Annotated in this window: 18 protein-coding genes; 4 read left to right on the top strand and 14 right to left on the bottom strand. The window is 48.3% G+C overall.

Annotated features, from left to right (window positions below):
* Nucleotides 1-156: 156 nt before the first annotated feature.
* The 10 genes from PGN_RS08515 to nhaA form a co-directional block, all read right to left on the bottom strand.
* On the bottom strand, nucleotides 157-603 hold the full coding sequence (locus tag PGN_RS08515) for a hypothetical protein (RefSeq protein ID WP_004583528.1): 447 nt from the start codon (nucleotides 601-603) through the stop codon (nucleotides 157-159).
* Nucleotides 596-3880 carry a leucine-rich repeat protein gene (locus PGN_RS08520; protein WP_039417428.1) on the bottom strand — a complete coding sequence of 1095 codons (3285 nt, stop codon included), beginning with the start codon at nucleotides 3878-3880 and terminating at the stop codon, nucleotides 596-598. The genes PGN_RS08515 and PGN_RS08520 overlap by 8 nt, the downstream gene beginning before the upstream one ends.
* An 868-nt stretch (nucleotides 3881-4748) precedes the next feature.
* Nucleotides 4749-5270, bottom strand: a complete 522-nt coding sequence (locus PGN_RS08525; RefSeq protein WP_012458538.1) for an isoprenylcysteine carboxyl methyltransferase family protein — start codon at nucleotides 5268-5270, stop codon at nucleotides 4749-4751.
* A 36-nt stretch (nucleotides 5271-5306) separates the two neighbouring features.
* Nucleotides 5307-5474: a hypothetical protein gene (locus PGN_RS11630; RefSeq protein WP_169924600.1), complete on the bottom strand. Its 168-nt coding sequence runs from the start codon at nucleotides 5472-5474 to the stop codon at nucleotides 5307-5309.
* A 46-nt stretch (nucleotides 5475-5520) separates the two neighbouring features.
* Nucleotides 5521-6186, bottom strand: a complete 666-nt coding sequence (locus PGN_RS08530) for a class I SAM-dependent methyltransferase (protein ID WP_012458539.1) — start codon at nucleotides 6184-6186, stop codon at nucleotides 5521-5523.
* 396 nt (nucleotides 6187-6582) lie between these two features.
* Entirely contained in the window at nucleotides 6583-8562 is a 1980-nt protein-coding gene (locus PGN_RS08535) for a urocanate hydratase (protein ID WP_012458541.1), read from the bottom strand.
* Nucleotides 8563-8902: 340 nt separating this feature from the next.
* Nucleotides 8903-9310 carry a YraN family protein gene (locus PGN_RS08540; protein ID WP_004583537.1) on the bottom strand — a complete coding sequence of 136 codons (408 nt, stop codon included), beginning with the start codon at nucleotides 9308-9310 and terminating at the stop codon, nucleotides 8903-8905.
* A complete protein-coding gene (locus PGN_RS08545; protein ID WP_012458542.1) occupies nucleotides 9297-10271 on the bottom strand; it encodes a GNAT family N-acetyltransferase in 975 nt (324 codons plus the stop codon). Before PGN_RS08545 ends, PGN_RS08540 begins: the two co-directional genes overlap by 14 nt.
* 11 nt (nucleotides 10272-10282) lie before the next feature.
* Nucleotides 10283-11110, bottom strand: coding sequence for a 1-acyl-sn-glycerol-3-phosphate acyltransferase (locus PGN_RS08550; protein WP_012458543.1), 828 nt, complete (start codon nucleotides 11108-11110; stop codon nucleotides 10283-10285).
* Nucleotides 11111-11138: 28 nt separating this feature from the next.
* Entirely contained in the window at nucleotides 11139-12497 is a 1359-nt protein-coding gene (gene nhaA / locus PGN_RS08555; protein WP_012458544.1) for a Na+/H+ antiporter NhaA, read from the bottom strand.
* Between the two features lie 130 nt (nucleotides 12498-12627).
* Here nhaA and cysS point away from each other — a divergent pair, with 130 nt between their 5' ends.
* From cysS to PGN_RS08575, 4 genes are read left to right on the top strand one after another with little or no spacing between them, the layout of a single operon-like run.
* A complete protein-coding gene (cysS, locus tag PGN_RS08560) occupies nucleotides 12628-14100 on the top strand; it encodes a cysteine--tRNA ligase (protein WP_039416525.1) in 1473 nt (490 codons plus the stop codon).
* A gap of 50 nt (nucleotides 14101-14150) precedes the next feature.
* Nucleotides 14151-15170 carry a patatin-like phospholipase family protein gene (locus PGN_RS08565; protein ID WP_004583542.1) on the top strand — a complete coding sequence of 340 codons (1020 nt, stop codon included), beginning with the start codon at nucleotides 14151-14153 and terminating at the stop codon, nucleotides 15168-15170.
* Nucleotides 15171-15180: 10 nt separating this feature from the next.
* Nucleotides 15181-16191, top strand: a complete 1011-nt coding sequence (locus PGN_RS08570) for a glycosyltransferase (protein ID WP_012458546.1) — start codon at nucleotides 15181-15183, stop codon at nucleotides 16189-16191.
* 32 nt (nucleotides 16192-16223) lie between these two features.
* Nucleotides 16224-17666 carry a PGN_1808 family fimbria major subunit gene (locus PGN_RS08575; RefSeq protein ID WP_012458547.1) on the top strand — a complete coding sequence of 481 codons (1443 nt, stop codon included), beginning with the start codon at nucleotides 16224-16226 and terminating at the stop codon, nucleotides 17664-17666.
* A gap of 449 nt (nucleotides 17667-18115) precedes the next feature.
* Here the strand turns inward: PGN_RS08575 and PGN_RS11635 are convergent, their stop codons facing one another.
* The 4 genes from PGN_RS11635 to hflX form a co-directional block, all read right to left on the bottom strand.
* Nucleotides 18116-18274: a hypothetical protein gene (locus PGN_RS11635; RefSeq protein WP_169924601.1), complete on the bottom strand. Its 159-nt coding sequence runs from the start codon at nucleotides 18272-18274 to the stop codon at nucleotides 18116-18118.
* Nucleotides 18275-18485: 211 nt separating this feature from the next.
* Nucleotides 18486-20579 (bottom strand): alpha-L-fucosidase, encoded by a 2094-nt coding sequence (locus PGN_RS08580; protein ID WP_012458550.1) that lies wholly within the window; start codon nucleotides 20577-20579, stop codon nucleotides 18486-18488.
* A 3-nt stretch (nucleotides 20580-20582) separates the two neighbouring features.
* Entirely contained in the window at nucleotides 20583-22670 is a 2088-nt protein-coding gene (locus PGN_RS08585; protein ID WP_012458551.1) for an RNA degradosome polyphosphate kinase, read from the bottom strand.
* 162 nt (nucleotides 22671-22832) lie between these two features.
* Nucleotides 22833-24053 carry a GTPase HflX gene (gene hflX / locus PGN_RS08590; protein WP_004583549.1) on the bottom strand — a complete coding sequence of 407 codons (1221 nt, stop codon included), beginning with the start codon at nucleotides 24051-24053 and terminating at the stop codon, nucleotides 22833-22835.
* Between the last annotated feature and the right edge of the window lie 46 nt (nucleotides 24054-24099).

Here is a 24099-nt window from a genome sequence, read left to right on the forward strand (position 1 = left end):
CACCCTATAAACAAAAAATACCCCGAGGGATAATCGCTCGGGGTGTGAAGCCAACAGCCCACCTCCCATACCGCCTGCTTCTCCTGCCTCGGCAGAGGAGAGACAACCCTTGAAGGAGTCTATGGCTATCACGATCTTCTTCATTCCACTTCCGGCTTATTTGCAGCAGATAGTCGGCAGTCCGCAAGGATGCAAGCATGAGAGGAAAAGCCAAATCAATAAAAGAGCCAGTATGATCCCATAAGGCATCCAAAGACTCTTGGAGAAGAGGCAACGCCAATAGTTCATCTTGATCTTACGAACATCCATATCGTAGATTTCCTTGTGCGGACGGTCTTCCTCCATTTTTGCTACGCTTCGTTTGTATAGCTCGCGATACTTCCTTTCCAGTTGCAAGTAGAAAGCATCCACCAAGGCACATGCCGCGCTTATCAGTGCCAATACAATCATCAACTCACAGCGGAAGTTCGCCGCATATAAGGCTCCGAGAATGGTGGCCATAGCCATACAAAAACCTTTGATCTGAAACGAATTGCCCGCCATACGGGTAATGACGCCCTGCACATGATCCAAGTGCTGACGCTTACATTCTTCCTTATTCATCTGTATTTACCTCCTGTTTTGTTATTCTTAATATCTTTTCTTTGAACTCTCTGACTACAGCTACCCAATTTTCATCACGATGGGCTGATGCCGTAATACTATCATAAGCTTTAATGGTTTTTCCCTCTTTTCCAAGATTGATTATTTGAGCTTTCTGAGCAAAATATTTCTCCCGAAGGAACTCATCGTCTTCGAATGTACAAGGCTTGATCAATATCGGCACTATGGTCTTGTTATACTCCTGAAATTCAGGCAATTCATAGTATCGAATATAGTCCGTGGTCAGATAGCGTTGGCTTATCAAAGCGATTATACAGTCGGCTTCGACAATACGCTTTCTTATTTCAGGGTGAATGGGTGTTTCAAACTTAGTCGACTCATCATAGTAGATCTCGATCAGACCACTTATCTCCAAGGGTTTGAAGAATATAAGACATTGCTCAAGCTCCTCACGGTCATGCTTGGAATACGATATGAAGACGCGCTTTACTCCCGATAGTTTTTTATTGATGGAAAGATGTTTGTAGGGACGGGTCGATACTTCTCGCACCCGCTCTTTATCGATAGCTCCGTCCTTCAACGGATAGGCTGCAATCCTCGCTGTAGTCTTGCTTTCATCGTCCAGCGTGCCCAAATGGATATAATGAGACTCCGTCAAATCTTTATCCGCTTCGGCATAGGAGAGGTAGAGATCTTGGATGGGTCTCTTCTTTCTGTTTGTTTCACGAATGGAACTTCGTGTTTCTTCCGCACCCTTATCTCCTATTTGCTCCCTCGGAGGGATATTGTTCCAATACATATCCAATATATCACTGAGGATAGCAACTTCTTTCTGCTGCATATCCTTAGCGAACGTCTTTTTCTGCTCTTTGATTAATACGGATATGGTTAGGTTGGCAAAGTCGAGCTTAATCCAGATCAGATAATCTTCGGCATTCGCCTTGGGCAAACCCTCTTTCTTTTCTTCTTGTTCAATCTGTCGCCTATCCATCTCACGGCCTGCTGTGAAGATGACCTGATCTCGCCAATATCGCTTTAGAGCACCTTCTTCCCGTCCATAGTAGGCTATAATCTGATTGATCAGGCCAAAGGGGATAAAGCGTTCGAATTTGAGGACAAAATTGGGCCTATCGAATCTCAAAGTACGCAATTCATCGGCTTCGTCATCGGAATGCAAAGGGAGGTAGCCGGGTATCACATAGCAGTTCTTATCTTCATATACGATCAGCTCTTCCAATAATAGCTGCAAAGTCATATTGTTCTCTCCAACGCCCGTTTGACCGTCAGAGCAAAGCTTGTCCAGTTTTTTTCTGAAAGTGTCTTTTCGAATCTTTCCTTTCTCGACGCTCTTCTTCTTAAGGATTTCCCGATGGATCATTTGGACAAAAGTTGCCGGATCTAACCAGACATAATTGTTCAGCTTCTCATTCTCGCGATAGTAAAGCACCTCCCCTCGCAGACTGAGTTGGTTCAATTCGGTCTGTAGATACTCTATGGTGTAAAGATCTTTTTCATCTCTTCCCTTATTCAATTGAGCCGCAAGAGCTTCGAGAGAGATCGGGATGTGTTTATTATCACCGGCGATTGTGGGAAGAGCTTCGTACAATTCTCTATCTTTTTCAGTGATCTGAATTGATTTACTCCTGCTTGCAACAACTTCTCGCACCCGCTCATTCAGATAGTTGAGCGCATGTACGGCACTATTCGCCTTGGGCTCTAAGGATACATAGATTTCTTCCAATACGCTATCACCGGCTACACAGCCTAAGGTTTGCTGCTTAGCACCCGTTTCATCGGCATGAGTCTGAATGATAATTGTATCGTCTATAGCCTGTGGTTTGTCCTCGTTGTCTTGTTCTCCTCCGGCGGACATCCAACGATTGCAGGCATAGGCTATTTGGCCTAACCAATAGGGGCGATTGAAGTTAAGAGTCTGATATTCCCTATTATCTACGCTCACAAAATTTCGATCCTTCTTAGCATCCCAAAAGAGAAGGTATAACGATTGGGTGGTAAAAAAGGCTTGGTAAATCCCATGATAATAGTCTTGCCCCCCAAAGTCGTAAAAGATGGCATTAGGCTCTGTAGCTCGATGTACCGACAATACATGCGTACTTCCCTCACATTGATAGCCGGTATCGTACTTTTTAAGGAATGTACTCTTCCCGGAGCAATGATTTCCCAACAGCATTACCTTGCAAAAAGGATCATGCAATACTTTGCTCTGCGCTTCTTTCTCAAGCAGAGCTTTAATCTCCGGCAAATGATTCTCATAAGGAGAAAGTATCAAGCCTGATGATGCAACAAATGGATTATTATGGATTTTCAGATCTTTCAATCTTTGTCCCAGAATCGGAGCCAATAGCTTAATATCATCAACAGATTGAATCTTATTGCCCGAAACATCAAGTTTTTGCAATTGCGTCAGGTCTTTTAATTCCTCAAGATTATCGATTTGGTTCTTCGATAGATAAAGCATTCTTAAGGACGTGAGAGAAGCAAGACCATCAATCTTACTGATTCGGTTACCCGACAGAAAAAGATTTATTAAGGACGTGAGATGATCCAGACCCTCAAGCTTAGCGATTTGGTTACCCGATAGATAAAGCTCTGTTAAGGAGGAGAGAGCATTCAGACCCTCAAGCTTACGGATTTGGTTATCCCTTAGATCAAGCTCTGTTAAGGACGTGAGATGATCCAGACCCTCAAGCTTACGGATTTGGTTATCCCTTAGATCAAGCTCCGTTAAGGACGTGAGATGATCCAGACCCTCAAGCTTGCTGATTTGGTTATGCGATAGATCAAGCACTGTTAAGGACGTGAGACCATCCAGACCCTCAAGTTTACTGATTTGGTTATGCGATAGAAAAAGCGTTGTTAAGGAAGTTAGATGATCCAGACCCTCAAGCTTGCTGATTTGGTTACCCGACAGATAAAGCTCCGTTAAAGACGTGAGACGTTCAAGACCCTCAAGCTTACGGATTCGATTACCTGATAGATAAAGCTCTGTTAAAGACGTAAGACGTTCAAGACCCTCAAGCTTACGGACTTGACTACCTCTTAAGTCAAGTGTTTTTACAGCAGGAAAATCGACAAGCCAAGCCTTGCCATCTATGTGACAACTTCTAAGACGAAGCTCAACGACTGCACCGGAGGAATCTTGCTTGAAATACCTATTTACCGACCAGCTTATCCCTTCTTGTGAGGAAAGATCAGGAATATCAATGTTATAGGTCTTCTCTAAGTCTAAAATGGCTTGGGGTTTCTTGGCTTTCATATCGTCAGATGTGTATAAAAGAGTAACTCCCTCAAAGGTATAATAATCCGAACAGAAAGGAAAAAGGTCAATAGCGGTACTTAGCTCTTGCATCCATGCCCATACATTTTACTCAATAGAGTGCGTATTTTTACTCAGTGGAAATACAATAAAGACATCGGCTGGCTATCAAGCATTTATAAATCAAGCTCTTGCAAGCCAACAGAAGCAATGTGATTATCCCGTAAAGGGTGAGATTGTTCTCCAAAAATTTCGATTCATCGGATGTGGGCTTTTTTGCTACATTTGCAAGCAGAGGAAAGCTCCACACAAAATATAAACAGCTATATATCAGAGCTTTTCCACCGATAGAACAGCATAACGAAACGACTCAATGAACAGCAACATCTACTCCGACTTCGCCCGCACAACCAACGCATCCGAACAAATCGCTCCGGCGCATTCATCTATATACTACCCGCTTATCCGAAGGAAGAGACACAGGGCGCATGAAGCATAGGCGATAAAACTTTTCGCAAGACCTACAAACAGATAAGGCACGCACTCGATTCGTGGTGGAATCGGGTGCGTGCCTCTTTTATATCAGCTCGGGAATGGGCCTTTTGAGCCGTCCGAACTATATATAAATCAGAAACGATCTGTATACAAATGGAAAACGATTTGTATATAAATCGTTTTTGATCTATATACAGATCGCTTTGCAAAGAGTTTGAAAGCATTGTCCGAACTGAAAAAGTCCGCTTTTCCTGCTTTTTTACTTCCGAGTCTCCTTCCTTTCAGGTGCTTATTTGGAATGATTCCAAACTCGTCTTCGTTGTTGAAAACTTTTTCGGTCTGTATTTTAGGCCTTTTTGCCTGAAATCATTCTCTATCGTACCGTCGCCCATAGATGCTTCATGGCGCGCTCTTCCTGACGGATACGAACGAAGAGGATAGCGAGATAGACGGGCATTCCGACACAGAAGGTAATCCAAGCATTGCAAAGCAGAGTGATACCGATAAGCTCCGGAATGACGTTGAGGAAATAGTTGGGATGGCGTACCGTCTTGAACAGGAAGCTCGTTTCGATACGATGATCGGGTACGATATAGAGCTTCAGCGTCCACACATCCCTCAGCTTATAGATGACGAAGAAGAGCATGGCATAGGCAAAAACCAAGATCGCTACGCCCCAGACGGATAGGGTATTGAACTCGACTCCCGTGGCATACGCTTCGTACAGGGAAGTGAAGTAGTAGGCTATGTGAGCCAGGGTGAGGAAAAGCGAATTGAGCTTGCCATACTGTACTGCGCCCTTGCGTAGCAGTCGCTTCTCGTTGAAGATGGAATAGGAGAGGGAGAGCAGTCGCAAGCAAAAGAAAAGGATGAATGTGGTGATGATGGTTTGCATACTTTTTTAAGGGTTGGTTTTATTGTCTGATCTCGTTCATATTAAACTCGGCTCATCGGCTTCCGTGTCGCCAATCGCATTGGGATGGTTCCGGTCCCATCTGTGGCTTTTGTCTGCCATCCACGATTCCTGACACAGCAGGATGCCGTTTACGCCTTGTACGATAGTAACCCTTTCGTCATCGATGATGTTCGTTACGCTCATAGATAATATGTTTTTGGTTATTGATTCCGATGTAATCCGATTGCGGTTATCGAGGTTTGACGCATTTGAACACCAACAGGGAGCGAGCATCCCGAATCTCCACATTGTCAGCATATAAGGAACGGAGCTTTTCGATAGCTTCCTCCCTCGTATAATGGGGCGGACGGAACAAGCCTTTTTTGTCCAAAAACTTGCGGACAAACCAATCGGCGGGCTTGCGTTCCCCCTTGACATAGAAGCACCCGCAGAAGAGACCACCTCCTCTTAGCACGCGGAAAGTCTCTGCAAAGGCACGGTCCTTGTCGGGGAAGACGTGAAAGCCATTCATAGAGAGCACGAGGTCGAAAGCCGCATCGGGGAAAGGCAGGCTGCCGACATCGCCTTGCCGGAGCGATACGTTGGTTATTTGCTCTGCACTGAAGCGCATCGCTGCTATGTCGAGCATTTCCTGCGAATAGTCCAGCCCGACAATCTCGGCTTGGGGCATCCGCCTGTATTTGTCATAGGTGAAAATGGCTGTTCCTACGGGGACGTCGAGTATTCTGCCCTCGAAGCCGTCGGGAATCATGTCCAGCACCGAGCCTGCGATGATATTGTCGTCCGTTTTCCAGAGACAGTGCATATAGAGCCACGACCACCATTTCCGTCCGGTCAGGACATCGTCGTAATGGTTTGTCAGTCGGTTGTAGGCGTTTTTCTGCTTCATATCCATTCTTGATTTTGTTCGACATTCTGTCCCTTATGCGATCACTTGGGCATACCGAAAGCCGGTATCCATGCATCGAGCCGATTAAGGCAAAGGATTGTATAGGAAGAAAAATCCATCCTGAGATTTCGATTGTTAAAAACTGCTCTATGCCTGATACACAAAGATATAGGGTTTGTCCACAGCATACAATCGCTAAAAATGGTGATTTTCACAGCCCTCTTTCGCCCTTTTTCTTCCCGTTTCTCCCGATCGATACCGACTCCTTGTAAAAAACGACGGCAAACGATCTAATCCGGATGTGTCCTAAAAAACTGAACCCAAGAGCAAAAAAGACAGCAGGGGAAGGACGTCCGGTGCGTTCCTTCCCCTGCTGTAGTTTTATGATTCGTAACCTGTCGGTCAGAGAATCGAATCGAGGAGACTTTCGTCTACCAGATATGGAATTGTGATATGGTATCCGTCCGCGTGAGTCGTATTGAACTCTTCGCTTACTGTCATGGCATTGGGGTTACGCGCCCATGAGCGTCGGGCCACTCCTCCCATTACATCCCACAGCATAGCCGAACGCAAGATGGCATCCACACGTTCCGAACCATCGAGCACCATGCCGAATCCGCCGTTGATAGACTTCCCGATACCTACACCACCACCGTTGTGCAGAGCCACAAGACTCATTCCGCGAGCAGCGTTGCCGGCAAAACACTGCACGGCCATATCGGCCATCACATTGCTACCGTCCTTGATATTGGAGGTCTCGCGGAAAGGACTGTCCGTACCGCTCACATCGTGATGGTCACGTCCGAGCATGATAGGGCCAACCTCGCCACGGCGTACCATTTCATTGAAGCGCAGTGCTATGTTCATTCGTCCGAGTGCATCCTGATAGAGGATACGTGCCTGTGTACCTACGACGAGCTGATTCTTCTCAGCATCGCGTATCCAGATCCAGTTGTCGCGGTCTTGTTCGCGTCTGTCCGGATCGATGCATTCCATGGCTGCATGGTCGGTCTTGACAAGATCCTCATGCTTACCGCTAAGGCATACCCAGCGGAAGGGGCCATAGCCGTAGTCGAACAGCTCGGGGCCCATGATGTCTTCCACGTAGCTCGGCCAGATAAATCCGTCCTTATCGTCGATTCCGTTCTTGCTGATCTCGATAATACCGCTATCGTATATGCTCTTCATGAAAGCATTGCCGTAGTCGAAGAAGTAAGATCCGCGTGCTACCAGAGCTTTCACCACTTCGAAATGACGTTTAAGTCCGAGATCGACCTGACGGCAGAATTCGTCGCGATCCTCTTTGAGCAGGCGTGTACGCTCCTCGAAAGAGAGTGTCACCGGACAGTAGCCGCCTTCATATACGGCATGGCAACTGGTCTGATCGGAAAGGAGATCGATATGAATACCTTCGCTCAAAGCATATTCGAGCAGGTCTACTACATTGCCATGATAGGCGATAGAACAAGGTTCGCCCTTCTTCCGGGCATCGGCAGCCATACGGAAAGCCTCTTCTTTCGACTCGGTACGGAACTTGACCCATCCCTGTCCGTGACGGGTATCGATACGGCTGCTGTCCACTTCGGCCGTTATGCTGACAGCTCCTGCAATATCGGCAGCCTTGGGCTGCGCACCGCTCATACCGCCGAGACCGCTGGTAACGAATAGTTTGCCGGCCAAATTGCCTCCCGTGGGGATATTCAATTTCTGACGACCGGCATTGAGCAGGGTATTGAACGTACCGTGTACGATACCTTGCGGCCCGATATACATCCAGCCACCGGCAGTCATCTGTCCATAATTGGCCACACCCATCTGGGCAGCGATCTCCCAATCCTTGATATTGTCATACAAGCCGACCATCATGGAGTTGGTGATGATCACGCGCGGAGCATCAGGCTTGGACTTGAAGAGTCCCAAAGGATGACCGCTTTCGATCACGAGTGTCTGCTCGTTGGTCATCTCTCGGAGGTACTTCATGATGAGACGGTACTGCATCCAGTTCTGGCATACCTGCCCGGTCTCTCCGTAAGTAACGAGTTCGTAGGGATAGAGGGCGATGTCGAAACAGAGATTATTGTCGATCATCACCTGAAAGGCCTTTCCTTCTATACATCGGCCTTCGTACTCGTCGATGCTTTTAGCTTTGAGATCCCCTTCGGGACGGAAGCGATAGCCATAGATCTTTCCACGGGTTCTCAGCTCCTCGAGGAATTCGGGAGCAAGCTCCTTATGCAACTCCACGGGGATATAACGCAATGCATTCTTCAAGGCCGTGCGTGTCTGTGAAGGGGTAAGACGGAAGCCGCGGTCAGGAGCGCGGCGAATACCTGCTACAAACTTGGGATAAGCAGGCAGCGTATTGTCCAGAGTGAACTTCATTATTTGATATTTTGTGATTTGTAGTCAGTATCATGCCTTAGAGAAAGTGTCCATCGCTAAGGCGGTGCCAAATTACCATTTTTCGAACACCGAGCCAAAAAAGTCTCTAATACGGTGCCAATCACAACTTTGCATACAGAAAAAAGACTCGGCAAATAGGCTATCGACTCATACGAAAAATATGCATAACAATCGCAAGCTCCGAAAGCCTTATGGCGAACCAACAAAAACGAAGACAGCCACCTCGTTTGCAAAGCGAACAAGGTGGCTGTCCTATATGTATGCAGGGCTATGGAAACCCCTTATCCTCAGAGAACGGGAATCGACGAAGTCGGCCGGGCTATAATCTGCGTCTTCGAGGTGTACTTCTCTGTGAACGTTTCAGCAAAAGAGGGAAGGCATTTTCTCTGTGTTCGATGCGTTTGCAGGAACCATCAGCACTCAAAACTACAGATATAACATCGAAGCGTACCGGCAGATCGATGGCGTACATACGCACATAGTGATGCGCAGATTCGGAAATCAGTCGCCGCTTGCGTGCGTCCACAGCCTCTTCGGGGGCCAGTAGAAAGCCTTCGGTACGGGTCTTGACTTCCACAACGACCAGTTCTCTGGACGTGGATGCCACGATATCCAGCTCGCGCCGCCCCGACTGCCAGTTCAGGGCTTCTATCTGATAGCCTTGCTGCCTGAGGTGTTTCAGCGCGATCTCTTCGCCTTGGCGTCCGCGGTCGTTATGATCGGCCATTGCTACTGTCGAGACCTTTTTTTTCGTTCCGGCTGAGGATGAAGCTCTCTATGTGCCGTTGTTTTTTCTCTTCCAGGATCTTACCCACAGCAATGAATATGCCGGTTTCCTCCACCTCTCCGAAAGACTCATTCACTGCAGTGCCGAAAACACGCATCTCCGGAGACAAAGCTATATATGCACTCACGAGAGGAGGGATATTGATACCCAGCTTGCGCACTTCTATATTGAGAGTCTTGTAATTGGTGTCAAAGTCGGATGAGGAGAACAAGGCTTCATCCTCCGCACTGATCTCTATCGGTAGGGGATGAATAGGCTTGACCAAGCCTTCCGGATCGGAGAAGTGCTTGCGAAGAAAATACAGGATCAGATTGCGAGCTCGCCGATCATAGTCTTTGTACATGGTCACCTTGCCATAGAAATAGAGTGCCTCAGGATTGACTACAGTGAGTGCTCCGATACCGTCCCAAAGATTGTCCAGCACAAAAATGGCCTTTGTGCCCATCCGTGTCGATTGGTACTGGAGCGACACGAACGAACGTCCCAATTCGACTGTGTAGGGGAGATAATCGTGCAAAAAAGCATCACTGAAGCGAAACATCTCTGCCGTTGCCAGCAAAGGCTTGCCATCGGTATCGAAAGCAACGTCCCGCCCATAGATAAAGCGGTAGCCTCCGAGTATAGCCTTGTTTTGCGGATCCCATACGATCAGCTGTTTGTAGCTCCCGGGCATGATGTCGAACCCGTCTATATCGATCGCCTTGCCAGTACCTCCGCCATAATGCCGAAAGGCTTCTTCTCGCAGTCGGCCTACTTCTTTCATGCAATGCGGAGCTTCTTCGGCCGTAAAAACATAGATCTCATTGCCGGCTTTGTTTGTCGTCCGCAGAAAACGATCGGCAGTCAGCTCCTGTTTGAGCAACTCGGGTGAGATCGGAGCAATAATGGGTTCGAGGCACATGGGTTTAATGGTTATTTCTTTAAGGCCGACGGGCTGAGGTCATATACCAGTGAACGGATATGAAGTGCCTGCTCAGCCGTATCTCGGGGGGCAGACGCAAGAGATTGCCATGGAATAGGCCGGCCTGCGAATACGCGAAAATGGCGTCCCTTGCTCCGAAACATTTCATCCGGCAGCAAAGCCATCCCGATATTGAACTTAAGACCAAGGAGCTGACGGAGACGCTCTATCCGGTAGAAACGCGTCGAATTAAGTCCATCGAAAAAAAGTGGAACTATATCCCGTTTGCTGGCGTAGGCCTGACGGACAAAGCTCTTCTTCCACGGGGTATCCTGGACCTTACCTTCGATCAGACGGGAACAAAAGCCGGCCGGGAAAGAGATGACCGGCAAATCGCTCTCCAAAGCTTCCTGCAGCCGATCTATACTCTCACGCTTCTGTCTGCCACGGGTATTGACAGGAACAAAAATCTTACGGAGGGGGCGTAGATGAAAGAGGATATCATTGACGATATAGCGCACGTCCGAATCATAGTGACTACCGATCAGGTGGCTGAGACAAATACCGTCCAACCCGCCAAGCGGATGATTGGAGACAAAAAGGCACCGCTTGTCGGACGGCAGTCTATCTGCTCCATTCCAATCTATATCGACGTGAAAATATCCGACCAAAGCAGTCATAAAGTCCACACCCTCAAGATGTCCGTACCGGTCGAGTATATCGTTTATCTCGTCCTGATGTATCAGGCGCTCCAGCAAACGGATAAGCGGCTGTGGGAGTTTCCTGCCACTCAGCCGTTGGATAATTTCTCCAATATGAATATGCTGCTTCTCTTGCATGGGAAGAGGTGATCCTTTCAAATACCTCTCAACTCTTTTGCGCCTTGGCGTTTTCCAGATTCAGCTCATATCGCAATGTAACGATACCGACCACAGCAGCGAAAATCGAAGCAACGAAGATACCGAGCTTGGCCTCGTTGAGGAAGAGCAAATGCTCGGCTCCGGCGTAAGAAAGGGTAGCGATAAAGAGGGAAACAGTAAAACCGATACCTCCAAATAAGGAGACTGCCATGAGGTTGAGACGGCTCATTCCTTCTGGCCAAGGGCAGAGCCTCATCTTGACAAAACCATAGGTGAAAAAGTAAATACCCAAAGGTTTGCCGACAAACAAGCCCAAGAATACAGCCATCGGCACGCCCCACAAGGCATCTGCCGTGACTCCTCCGAGCGTGATGCCAGCATTGGCAAAGGCAAAGAGAGGCAAGACGAAGTAGCCTACTATCGGGCTGAGATACTCTTCCATGAGCTGCATAGGACTTATAGCCTTACGTGCAATCTTACGCATGGAGTTGATTACGTTGATTTGGTTATGGCTCAAGATCAGAGAGCTACCTGATTGTCGTATCTTGTCATTGGGCATTGCCTCGAAAAGGGAACGCATCTCGGCACGAAGATTCTTGGCATGTAGTCCAGGACGGGCCGGAATCATGAAAGCTGCCAGCACACCGGCTATTGTGGTATGGATACCGCTCTGTAGGAAAAAGAGCCAAACAAAGAAAGTACAGACGAAGTAAAGTCCTAAGTTGCTCACATGCATACGCCCCATCAAATACATGATGAATAGGATACCGAAGGCAATGGCCAACATCCCGATGTTGATATGGGAACTATAGAAGAGCGCAATAACGATAATACCACCTATATCGTCGGCAACAGCCAAAGCCGTCAGGAATACCTTGAGGCTTGCCGGAACCCGACTTCCCAAAACAGCCAAGGCCGCCAAGGCAAAAGCTATATCCGTAGACATAGGGATGGCAGCACCTCTTGCACCAGGGCCTTCATGAACAACCAGCAGGAAGAAAAGGACAGGGACGATCATCCCTCCTATGGCTCCTACAATGGGGAGCATAGCTTTCTTGAAAGAAGACAATTCGCCGACCAAAATCTCCTGCTTGATCTCCAAACCGACAGCAAGGAAGAAAATGACCATCAGCACATCATTCACAAACTGGAGCAAGGTCATGGTCTCTCCATGATGAGAAAAGACCTCATGACCTCCGATCGTAAGATTGATAGGGTACTCTAAAATTTCATGATAGATAGTACTCAACGAACTATTAGCCATGATGACTGCCAACACCGAAGCCAAGAACAACATCATCGTAGCATTCGGCTTCAGGTGAGTAATCCGTTCAATTGGTTTGATAAAGCGAAAAGTCTGTTTCATATTTTTTTCGATCCGCAAAGAAAGACTCAAATAACATCTTTAGCCAATCTGCTTTACAGACGCTATTACGCAAAGTTAATTAAAAACTGTGCTACCTTTGTAATATATGCACGCTTAACCCACAATTATAATGGAACATCCCTTGGAAATTTATAATACGCTCCATCGCAAGAAAGAGCGCTTCGAGCCTATTCATGAACCTCATGTCGGACTCTATGTGTGTGGCCCTACGGTCTACGGAGATGCCCACTTGGGACATGCCCGTCCGGCCATCACATTCGATCTCCTATACCGCTATCTCCGGCATTTGGGCTATCAAGTGCGCTACGTACGCAACATTACCGATGTAGGCCATCTGGAGCACGATGCAGACGAAGGGGAAGACAAGATCGCCAAGAAGGCACGCCTCGAACAGCTTGAACCGATGGAAGTAGTGCAGTACTACCTCACGCGTTATCGCCATGCCATGGAAGTTCTCAATGTGTTGCCTCCGAGTATAGAACCGATGGCTTCGGGTCATATCATCGAACAGATCGAACTGGTCAAGCAAATACTGAAAGCGGGCTACGCCTATGAAAGTTGCGGATCGGTCTATTTCGATGTGGAAAAATACAATCAGGACCATCGCTACGGAGTATTGAGCGGTCGGAACATAGAAGAGATGATCAATAATACCCGCAGACTCGATGGGCAGGACGAAAAGCGAAACGGCGTAGACTTTGCCCTCTGGAAGGCTGCTCAGCCCGAGCATATCATGCGTTGGCCGAGTCCTTGGGGTATGGGATTCCCAGGGTGGCACTGCGAATGTACGGCCATGGGGCGCAAGTATCTCGGTGAAGAGTTCGATATACATGGTGGAGGAATGGACCTCGTATTTCCCCATCACGAATGTGAGATAGCACAGGCCGTTGCCTCACAGGGGCACCCTATCGTGCGCTATTGGATGCACAACAACATGATAACCATCAACGGGCAGAAAATGGGTAAAAGCTTGGGCAACTTCATCACACTCGAAGAGTTCTTCTCCGGAGCGCATCCGAGTCTTAACAAAGCTTATTCACCCATGACCATACGCTTCTTTATTCTCGGAGCCCACTATCGAGGCACTGTAGACTTCAGCAATGAAGCTCTGGAAGCGGCAGAGAAGGGTTTGGAGCGCTTGCTGGATGCAGCAGCCTTACTCGATGGATTGAAGACTGCCGACACGACCTCCGTAGAGGTTGGCGACCTGCGTAAGCGTTGCTACGATGCCATGAACGATGACCTGAACAGTCCAATGGTAATAGCAGCTCTTTTCGATGCAGCGCGCGCAATTAATGCTGTACACAATGGACAAGGTACCATTACTCCTTCCGACTTGGAGGAACTGCGTACCACATTCCGCCTCTTCCTGTTCGACCTGCTTGGTATGTGCGATGAAAGGGCGTCTTCAGCCGGTGGCAGCGAAGCCTTCGGCAAAGCGATGGATCTGCTCCTAAGTATCCGAGCCGAAGCCAAAGCTCGTAAGGATTGGGCGACAAGCGATAAGATCCGTGACGAACTCACGGCTCTGGGATTTACGATAAAAGACACGAAAGACGGTGCAGAGTGGAAATTGAATTGACCTCTTAGCCATAACCTCTCTCGACTTACCATCTAATTTCTAATATACATATGGCTTATTTCTTTAAAAATCTCGTCTTTGAAGGGGGTGGTGTGAAAGGCATTGCCTATATCGGGGCCCTCGAAGTGCTGCAGGAAGAAAAGATTTTCCCCAAGATCAAACGAGTAGCCGGCACATCGGCCGGTGCCATCATGGCTGTGCTCATCGGACTGGGTTATACACCGAGTGAGATCAAAGAGATAATGTGGTGCCTCAATTTCAAGAATTTCATGGACGATTCATGGGGTATCATTCAAGATACGAAACGGCTGATCGAGAAGTTCGGTTGGTACAAAGGCGATTTCTTCCGCAATTGGATTGGCGACCTGATCAAGGCCAAGACCGGCAACAGCGAATCGACCTTTGCGGATTTGGCTGCAATGAAAGGAGAAAACAAATTTCTCGACATTTCTCTCATCGGCACCAATCTTTCTACAGGATTCTCAGAGATCTTTTCGGCAGAACATACACCTCGCGTCTGTATAGCCGATGCTGCTCGTATCTCTATGTCCATTCCGCTGTTTTTCGCTGCTAAGCGCAACTTCCGAAACGATGTATATGTGGACGGCGGTATGCTGAACAACTATCCCGTCAAGGTGTTTGATCGTACCAAGTATGTAACCAAGAACTTTACACGAACGGGCTACTATGAACCTATCAATAAGAAGCTGGAGAAACGCCCCAGGAAGATTGCCGATTACGTATACAACAAAGAAACATTGGGCTTCCGACTCGACAGCAAAGAGAAGATAGCCTTCTTCAGGGACAACGCAGAACCTCCTCATCGAGATATCGACAGCTTCTTTGACTATACCGTGTCGCTATTCGGCACTCTGCTCTCTGCTCAAGACGATGTACACCTGCACAGTGACGACTGGCAACGCACCATTTACATCGATACGCTGGGAGTAAAGACTACGGATTTTGCCATCAGCGATGCCCAAAAGAAAGCTTTGCTGGAATCCGGCCGCTCATATACTCAGTCATATTTGGAGTGGTACAATAACAGCGAAGAAAAAGTCAACAAATAAATCGGCAGGAATGGATACACCTCCCACGGCCTTCTCTATTATTATCCCCGTTTATAATCGCCCCGACGAAGTGCGGGAGCTGCTGGAGAGCCTGCTTATTCAGACGAATAGCGACTTCGAAGTGATCATCGTAGAAGATGGTTCGTCTGTGTGCTGCGACAAAGAAGTGGATCGCGTCAGAGAACTTCTCCGAATACAGTATGTAAGAGTGCCTAATGGAGGACCGGCTGCTGCACGCAACATTGGTGCACAAATGGCTGTGGGCGAATATCTGTTGATATTGGACTCGGATGTAGTACTACCGAGCAGTTATATAGCCGCAGTAAAAAAAAGGATCGAACAGATGCAAGCAGATGCTTTCGGCGGCCCTGACGCAGCAGCAGAAGGATTCTCACCCATACAAAAAGCCATTAACTATGCGATGACCTCTTTCTTCACGACCGGAGGCATTCGCGGGGGTAGAAGAGTACGACTGGACAAGTTCTATCCTCGCAGTTTCAATTTGGGCTGCAAACTTTCGATCTATCGGCAACTCGGTGGGTTTTCGGAAGAGATGCGCTTCGGTGAAGATATTGATTTTAGTCTGCGTCTCTTTAAGGCCGGATACAACGTATACTTGTTTCCGGAAGCCTTTGTTTTCCATAAACGGCGAATCGATTTTAAGAAGTTCTTCCGTCAGGTGTACAACTCCGGTATTGCCCGTATTCATTTGCAAAGACGGCATCCCGGGAGTATGAAGCCCGTACACATACTGCCGGCCCTCTTTACGTTAGGCTCTGTAATACTGGCTGTCGGACAGTTCTTTTGTCCATGGTCATTGCTTCCTTTGTTACTTTTGGCACTGCTTTTCTTATTGGATGCGTGGCATACCAATCGCTCCCTACGCATAGCCATTCTTGCCGTACCGGCCTCTTTCGTGCAGCTATGGGGATACGGTAGCGGATTTCTGGTTGCTTGCTGGAGATGCTATGTATTGGGACACCAAGAGTTCAGAGCCTTCGACAAAACTTTTTACAACTAATCCCCTCTTTTTAATATCAAATTTTAACACCAATGCTTACGAAACTAAAAACACTGCTACTTGGCTGCTCTTTGGCTTGTATTGGATTTTCTTGCTCCAATCATCCGGTATTGACGAATGCCGACGATGTTGAACAACCATTGGATTCGGGTTATATCACCCTTGATCTTAGATCCAACCTACACCTCTCCAGAAAGGGTGGTACACATGATCCACTTCGGTCTGTTCGTCGCATTACCTTCTTGTTCTTTCATGAGACTGATTCAAAACTGCTGCTAAGTCGAACCGTTGAACCGACAAGTGACCTCTACTTCGATCTCAAAATACCGAAACAGAACTATCGTCTGGCTGTGTTGGTCAATAGTGGAACTTCCTATGCAGCGATTATTCCGGAAATTCTATTACCTACAACAGCCATTCAAGCTACGAGTCAGACGCTTTTGGAGTCATTCGCTGCATATGAGACCGGTAATATTACATCCGAGTCGGAACATTCCGTTACCATGGCCAACGATCAGGGGTTGATCAAATTGCTGTCTACTCAGATCGTAGACAAAAAGAGCCAGCTTTCCGAGGCATCACGGTTGTCCGTAAACGTGGAACCGTGTCTGGCACGTGTATTGGTCGTAGGGAAACCGACAATATCGGGCGGAGAGTACACAGGCGATGTTTCTTGCTATGTCATTGATGTAGTACCACAAAGGATATACCCCTTGCGCCATTTGGCCAAACTCTCCAGTGGCACTAATGAAGCCTATGGAGACAATTCGCCTCTTGCTGACCGTTATGCCTCAAGTTGGGCAGAGGAATCGATAGCCGCCGGTGTAGCATACAACAACGTCTATGGGTATGTCAAGGCAGACATGTTTGACAATCCTGTGGCAGCAGCCAAAATGCAGGAGAAAAAGACGGACTTCAATCTGAACCAAGCAGCGATCTATACAAAAGAATCGACCGTAAATCCTAAAAACTACTTTACAGCTTATGTACCGAGAGTAGTCTTGCGTGCAAAATACGTTCCTCATGGCATCCCCGGCGTGAAGCCGGATGAAGGCTGGATCGAATTTCAGGGTAGAAAGATGAGTCTGGAGCAGTTCAAAAAATACGTAGACAATCCGGTTTCTGCCGGTATGGCTCTGGCCGACAGCATCAAGAAGGCGAAAGCTGACAATTCATTGGTCTATACAGGTGGGTTCGTCAGTCATGGAATACAGTTCTACTACAAATCGCAGAATTATTATGCCATCCCTATTCGCCATTTCGATGATGAAAAAGCTCCTAACAAAGATTCCTACGGGCGTTTCGGTCTCGTACGAAATAATGAGTATGTCCTCTCGGTAAAATCCATTACAGGAGCCGGTTCGCCGATTGTTCCGCCTGTTTCGGCCACCGAAACAGTCGAAAAGGAGGGTTATTTACCTGCTTCTATTGTAGTCAATCAGACAACAGCTCACGAGCAGGACGTGGATCTGTAGGAAGGCTCTGAGAGACAAACAGGCAACTTACTTTGCAAACTTTCGGAGCCGACAAGCTTCAGCGAGCCGGACGTATCACACGGCATGATTCCCATAGTCCAGCATCCCTGCCGGAATATGATGTGTGACTACGCTTCCGGCTCCAATGACGGCTCCCCCTCTCCGATGTTTACACCCGGCAGGCTGTAGGTTTGAACCAGCCTCGTATTATAACGTCAGTTCGACGTAAGAAAACGCCAATGAATAATTCTTTTCCTGATCAGAGGCTAATGCCCTAAAATTCTCAGACAAATAGGGGTACCCTGCTTCTGCTTGGATCGAACCAACATTGAAATTCGGATTGCTTTTTTGACCGAATGTTACAGTCCGTACAGAAAGATGGGCTATACCATAGGGCACATGGAGGTACTCCATAGGGGATGACGAGCTATCCCGTACAGCTCTTCGAGCTACGCTGTAGAGTGCAGCTCGGTACGCTCTACGGCGTAGCCCGAGTCGCTGTAGGGCGTAGCTCGACCCTCTTTCGGAGTATGTTCCGAACGGCTATAAAACAATGCGGATTCGATCCAAGAAAAACATGCAATATGCTGTTTATCAACGTATTTCATTTCTCGGTTGAGAGATTTCAGCTTCGGGAGACTTCGACATCCGATGAGACGTCAAATTTTTTCCCTTTCATTTTCTGATCGGTTATAGTTAACCCAACAAAGGATTGATCGACAAATACTTATGAGAGTCGGCACCATAACGCTTATATCGAACTCACGTTATTATAAAGACGTCGAACTGACGTTAAAAAGCTTTAGGGCACTATGTGTATCAAAGGAGGGCTATATTCGGAATCGAAGCAGATGCACCCTGATACCGAACGGATGCAGGACGGAGTTCGATGGAAATCCCCTTTTTTCCGGCTTTCTCTAAAGAGAACCCTTCAATGGGCAGCAAGTAGCGTGTATATGACTTCGGCCAGCTGACACCTCTTATCAATTCTTCCCCGAATCTATTCATAAACTTCACAGCCAATCGATTTTTCCCTTTTTGCAACGGCAAGCAAACGGTTAGTTCATGAGCCAGGCCTGTCTCCCGAATCAGTTCGGCTGTGATTTGTTTCCCATTGAGTGTTACATATATGCCATTGCCGAAAGTGAGGTGGCATGCCACGGTCTGTTCTCTATCCGATACAATATCCTGCACCAGCAGACAGGAGCTAATCTCTCCCCAAGGCTTTTTCTCCACTTGTCCTACAGGCATTTCTTCCCACCCTTTGGGTAAGGGTAGAGGGATGGAGTCGCCTCGAAGGATATTGTCTGGAATCATACCGAATACCCCACCCACTTGCCGAACATAGGGTTTGCCCCATGACAAGCCGTCGTGCGAAATCGACACTTCCTCTGATTTGCCTCCTTCCAATGTAATTTCTCGTTCTTCCTTCCCGACAGAAAGCCGTAGTGTCTTGCCGGCTTCCATGTCCGTATATATAATAGCACGCGGAGCAGAAACCGCTTGCCATTTCATGCCCGTTATACTCTTGAAGCCCGTATAGTAGTCCCAGCAGCTATGGCCGTATATCCGGGAGCTATTGGCCGTATGCAAGGGATAACTCTGTGGGCGGTCTGCCAACACAAAATCGTTTCTATTGAATGCCAGAGCCAGCACAAGGAAAGACTCAGGCATACTTGCAGGCATTCGGATACGAACCCCCGTCTTGCGAATGTCCATATTGAGCGGTGAAGCGTTGGTCAAATTGCTCACCTCCTCCAAAAATTCTCCATTCACCGGAATGAATATCTCCTTGCCGGCCATATCCGGACGAACAAACAGATAGAGCATGGAATCGCGAACCGAAACTTCGCCAAAGGGCAAGAGTTCAGGAAAAGGAGAGCGTTCCGTACCGTAAATACCTTCTCCATACATATCGAGAAATTCGCCCATAGTTCGCAGCACTTCGGATTCGTAAGGCAATATGGAGCCATTGCCTTCAGGACCGATGTTCAGCAGATAATTACCCCCACGACACACCACTCGCACCAAATCTTCGAACTTCTCGCGAGCTTTGTCCCGAATAGAGCCTCTCTCCTGCCATGAGCGATAGCCCCATGTCTCCGGGAACATAGATGCCGCCGTCTGCCAAGGAATGGCAATCGGTTCGGTAGGAAGTTCATTGTCTCCCATGACGGCAAAGTCCGCTCGGTCATTACCTAAGCGTCCGCTAACCATACAATCGGGCTGTAGCTCATGCACCAAACAATACAACTCTTCACTCTGCTTCGGCGTAAGCGATCCCATATCGAACCACAACTCGCTGACAGGGCCGTAGCCCGTGAGGATCTCTCTGACCTGACGCATATTGTATTGGTGATGTGCCGGAGTAATCCGATCAGCATTGTGATCGCTGATCGGACTGGCTTCCGGGAAATGCCAATCGATAAGAGAGAAATAAACGCCGAACTTCATACCCGAACGCTGACAAGCATCGCTCAATTCTTTCATCACATCGCGACGCGAAGGAGTGGCCTCCACGATATTGAATGGAGTCTCAGCCGAGCCATACATGCAGAAGCCATCGTGATGCTTGGAAGTAAACACGATACTCTTCATCCCTGCTTTCCGAGCTAAGGCTACTATGGCATCGGCATCCCATCTGTCGGGGCGGAACCGCTTGGCCACCGGCTCGTATTGCTTCATATCGCGTATTCCGAAAGAGTAGATCTGTTCGCTATATCCGTTCTTTACGGGTTTTCCTTGCCAAACCCCTCCAAGCTCACTGTAGAGGCCGTAATGAATGAAAAGGCTGAATTTGTCACGATGCCAACGCTCGAAGGCTTCCGAATGTCGTTGAGCCACGAGGGATAGAGACAAGAAACAAACGGTTGCCAGTGACAGCAGGATACGGAGAAAATGGGTCTTATTCATCATTTATTTTGCAGCAGGAGTGGTCTCTTCTTTGCCTTTGAGATAGCGGTAGATAGCAGCTTGTGCTCGCACCGGTTTCTCATCGCTATTGTGTTTGTAAATGTTGTTGAGAGAAGAATCGATCCGGCAAGCCTTGATATTGTCGCGAAGCTGGATCTCCAATATGTCGATAATCTCTCTTCGTAAAGTAGGATCCAGCACAGGGCAGGCAGTCTCGATGCGGTTGTATAGATTGCGCTTCATCCAGTCGGCCGAAGAGATGAATACCTCTTCTTTCCCCCCGTTGTGGAAGCACCAGATACGGCTATGCTCCAAATACATATCCACCAATCGAGTGACACGTATATTGCGACTCTGTGGCATATCGGGTACCAAACAGCAGATACCTCGCACGATCAGATCGATCTCCACACCGGCTTCGGAAGCCCGATAGAGCTGTGTGATGACATTCTTGTCCTGCAGGCCGTTCATCTTCAGGAGCATATAGCCACGCTTACCGCGCTTCACGTTTTCTATCTCGCGTTCGATCAGGTTGGTAATGGCTTCACCCATGTTGTAGCGAGCCACGAGCAGACGACTGAAACGTGCCGGTTCGGGATCTCCGTCCAAAATGCGGAAAAGGCGGTACACATCATGTACAATGTCCGTATTGGCAGTCATCAGCGTAGTGTCGGAGTAAATGCGAGCAGTGGTCTCATTAAAATTCCCCGTAGAGAGCAAAGCGATGCCTTGCGGACGTTCACCGGCCGGTGTATGATAGAGGATGAGAGCCGTTTTGGCATGGACTTTCAGTCCGGGCATACTGTAAACGATCCGAATCCCCGAACGGCGCATACGCTCTGATAAACGCAAATTGTTTTCCTCATCGAATCGGGCTTTCAGCTCCACGAAGACAGATACCTTCTTTCCACTCTGTGCAGCCGCTTCCAATGCACTGATAATGGACGAATTTTCAGCTACGCGATACTGCGTAAGGCGTATCTCCGACACATCCGGTGAGATGGCCGCTTCCATCAGCAGGCGCACGACATAATCATACGTATAGTAAGGCACATGAATCAGGTAGTCCTTCCTACGAATGCCTTCCATCAGAGAAGGGGCCTGCTCCAAATGTTTCGAGAGGAGAGGCTCCGGCGTGAGTGTCTCCAGTCTGGGGGCAAACGGATTGGGCAGCATAGCCAGATCTTGCAGATTGACGTAGTTTCCACTCCGAATCGCCTCCTCCGGATCGATGTCGCACGAACTGCAGATGTATCGCAGCACCTCGTCGGGCATCCGCCCGTCATACATGAATCGCGTAGGAGCACCGAGCTTGCGAGTCTTCACCTTCTTGCGGATCTCTCCCGGCAGATCTTCAGGACGCTGTGCATCCAACAGCAAATCGGCATCGCGCGACACTTTGATCGAATAGCTGTCCATCACCTCGTATCCGGGGAAGACTACATCCAGGTGCTCTTTGATAATATCTTCCAGAAAAGAGTAGTAATAAAATGTGTCGGTCTGGAGCCGTGGCAGCTCTACGAAGCGAGGAAGGCCGTCGGTAGGCACATTGAGCAGTGCATAGCTGTAGGCCTCGTCCGTCTCTTTTTCTTTGAGCCGAACAGCCAGATATACCCTACCCGAACGGATAAATGTACGCACCTTGCTCGGCAGCAACAGCATCGGATAGAGCAGAGGGAAAATCTCCTCGTGGAAGAAACGACGCAGGTAGGCTTTATGATCCGGATGAGTGGGGGCATGCGTACGCAGTCGGATACCGTGTTCCTCCAAGGTGGGCAGGATCTGATCGTAAAAAATCCGATAATACAGTTCGTCCTGTCTGATTACAGTCTCCCGAATAGCTTGCAGGATATGAGCATCCGCATCGGAATCCTCTTCGGCCTCGCTCCTGTCGCGCCGTTTCTGTAGGACGGCCTGATGATAGGCCACCCGTACGGTATAGAACTCCTCCAGATTGGAAGAGAAGATGGACAGGAACTTGATCCTGTCGTAAACCGGCAAAGTCCGGTCGGCAGCCTCCATCAACACGCGTTCGTTAAAGGAGAGCCAACTCATATCGCGACGAAAAAAAGGATATGCAGATACGTCCACAGTGCTACTGATCGTTTATTGTTATTGATGATCGAAGTCGTCGATGCACAGAGCCACAAAAACTTATGGTCTCAAGATCAACAATCTATCAAAGATAGAGAATTTCGCGCAAGCCGATGGAGAACCCTAAAGGAATTTTCACGTCCTCCCCAGAAGAGAAGTTTATTCCATCTCCTCCGAATAGTCCTGGAACAGGAAGTCATTGTAGGGGAAGCGCGTGATATGGATTGCCTTAGCTCTCTCGTACAAAAGAGCTTTCAGAGCATCCATCCCGGTGCCTTTCTTCGCCGAGACGAACAGGCAGTCATTCCCGAGTTTGGCCATCCAGGTCTGTTGCAGCTCCTCGGCACTTATGTTCTCTTTTGTTCGGGGAGTAAGGTCGTCTTCGTCTTTGGGTGTGAAAGAGAACGCATCGATCTTGTTGAAGAGAAGAAGCATCGGCTTTTCCTCCCCTGCCGTTATCTCCGCCAGAGTCTGGTTCACCACCTCTATTTGCTCTTCGAATGCCGGATGCGACATATCCACCACGTGCACCAACAAATCCGCCTCTCGCACCTCATCAAGTGTACTTTTGAAGGATTCGACCAACTGTGTGGGCAGCTTGCGGATAAACCCGACCGTATCGCTCAGCAAGAAAGGCAAATTGTCTATGATCACCTTGCGCACCGTCGTATCCAACGTGGCAAACAGCTTGTTTTCGGCGAAGACCTCACTTTTGGAGAGGACATTCATCAACGTACTCTTCCCGACATTCGTATAGCCGACCAAAGCAACGCGTACCATCTTGCCACGGTTCTTGCGCTGCACGGATTTCTGCTTGTCTATGTCCCTTAGTTCTTCTTTGAGCCGAGCTATTTTGTCCAAGACGATACGGCGGTCTGTCTCCAACTGCTTTTCTCCCGGACCTCTCATGCCGACACCGCCTCGCTGCCTTTCGAGGTGGGTCCATAGCCCCGTCAGTCGAGGCAGCATATACTGGTACTGCGCCAGCTCTACCTGCGTTTTGGCATGAGCCGTCTGTGCCCGTCGGGCGAATATATCGAGGATAAGACCCGTACGATCGAGGATCTTGGTCTGAAGTTCTTTTTCGATGTTGCGCAGCTGCTTGGGCGACAGTTCGTCGTCGAACACCACCATGCCGATCTCGTTCTCCTGCACATAGGCGCGTATCTCATCCAATTTGCCTTTGCCTACAAAGGTTACGGAATTGGGCTGATCCAGTTTCTGGGTGAAGCGGGCTATCGGCTGCGCTCCGGCTGTTTCGCACAAGAAAGCCAACTCATCGAGATACTCTCGCACTTGAGTTTCCGATTGCTGAGGGGTAATCAGTCCGACAAGGACGGTAGGCTCGGTTCGTGCCTCCGATATGATAAATTCTTTCATGGACACAAACTTACGGAAAAGGCAGCAAAGGATAATCTGTATATTT

Origin of the sequence: Porphyromonas gingivalis ATCC 33277, from assembly GCF_000010505.1 — a bacterium.
Taxonomy (GTDB): domain Bacteria; phylum Bacteroidota; class Bacteroidia; order Bacteroidales; family Porphyromonadaceae; genus Porphyromonas; species Porphyromonas gingivalis.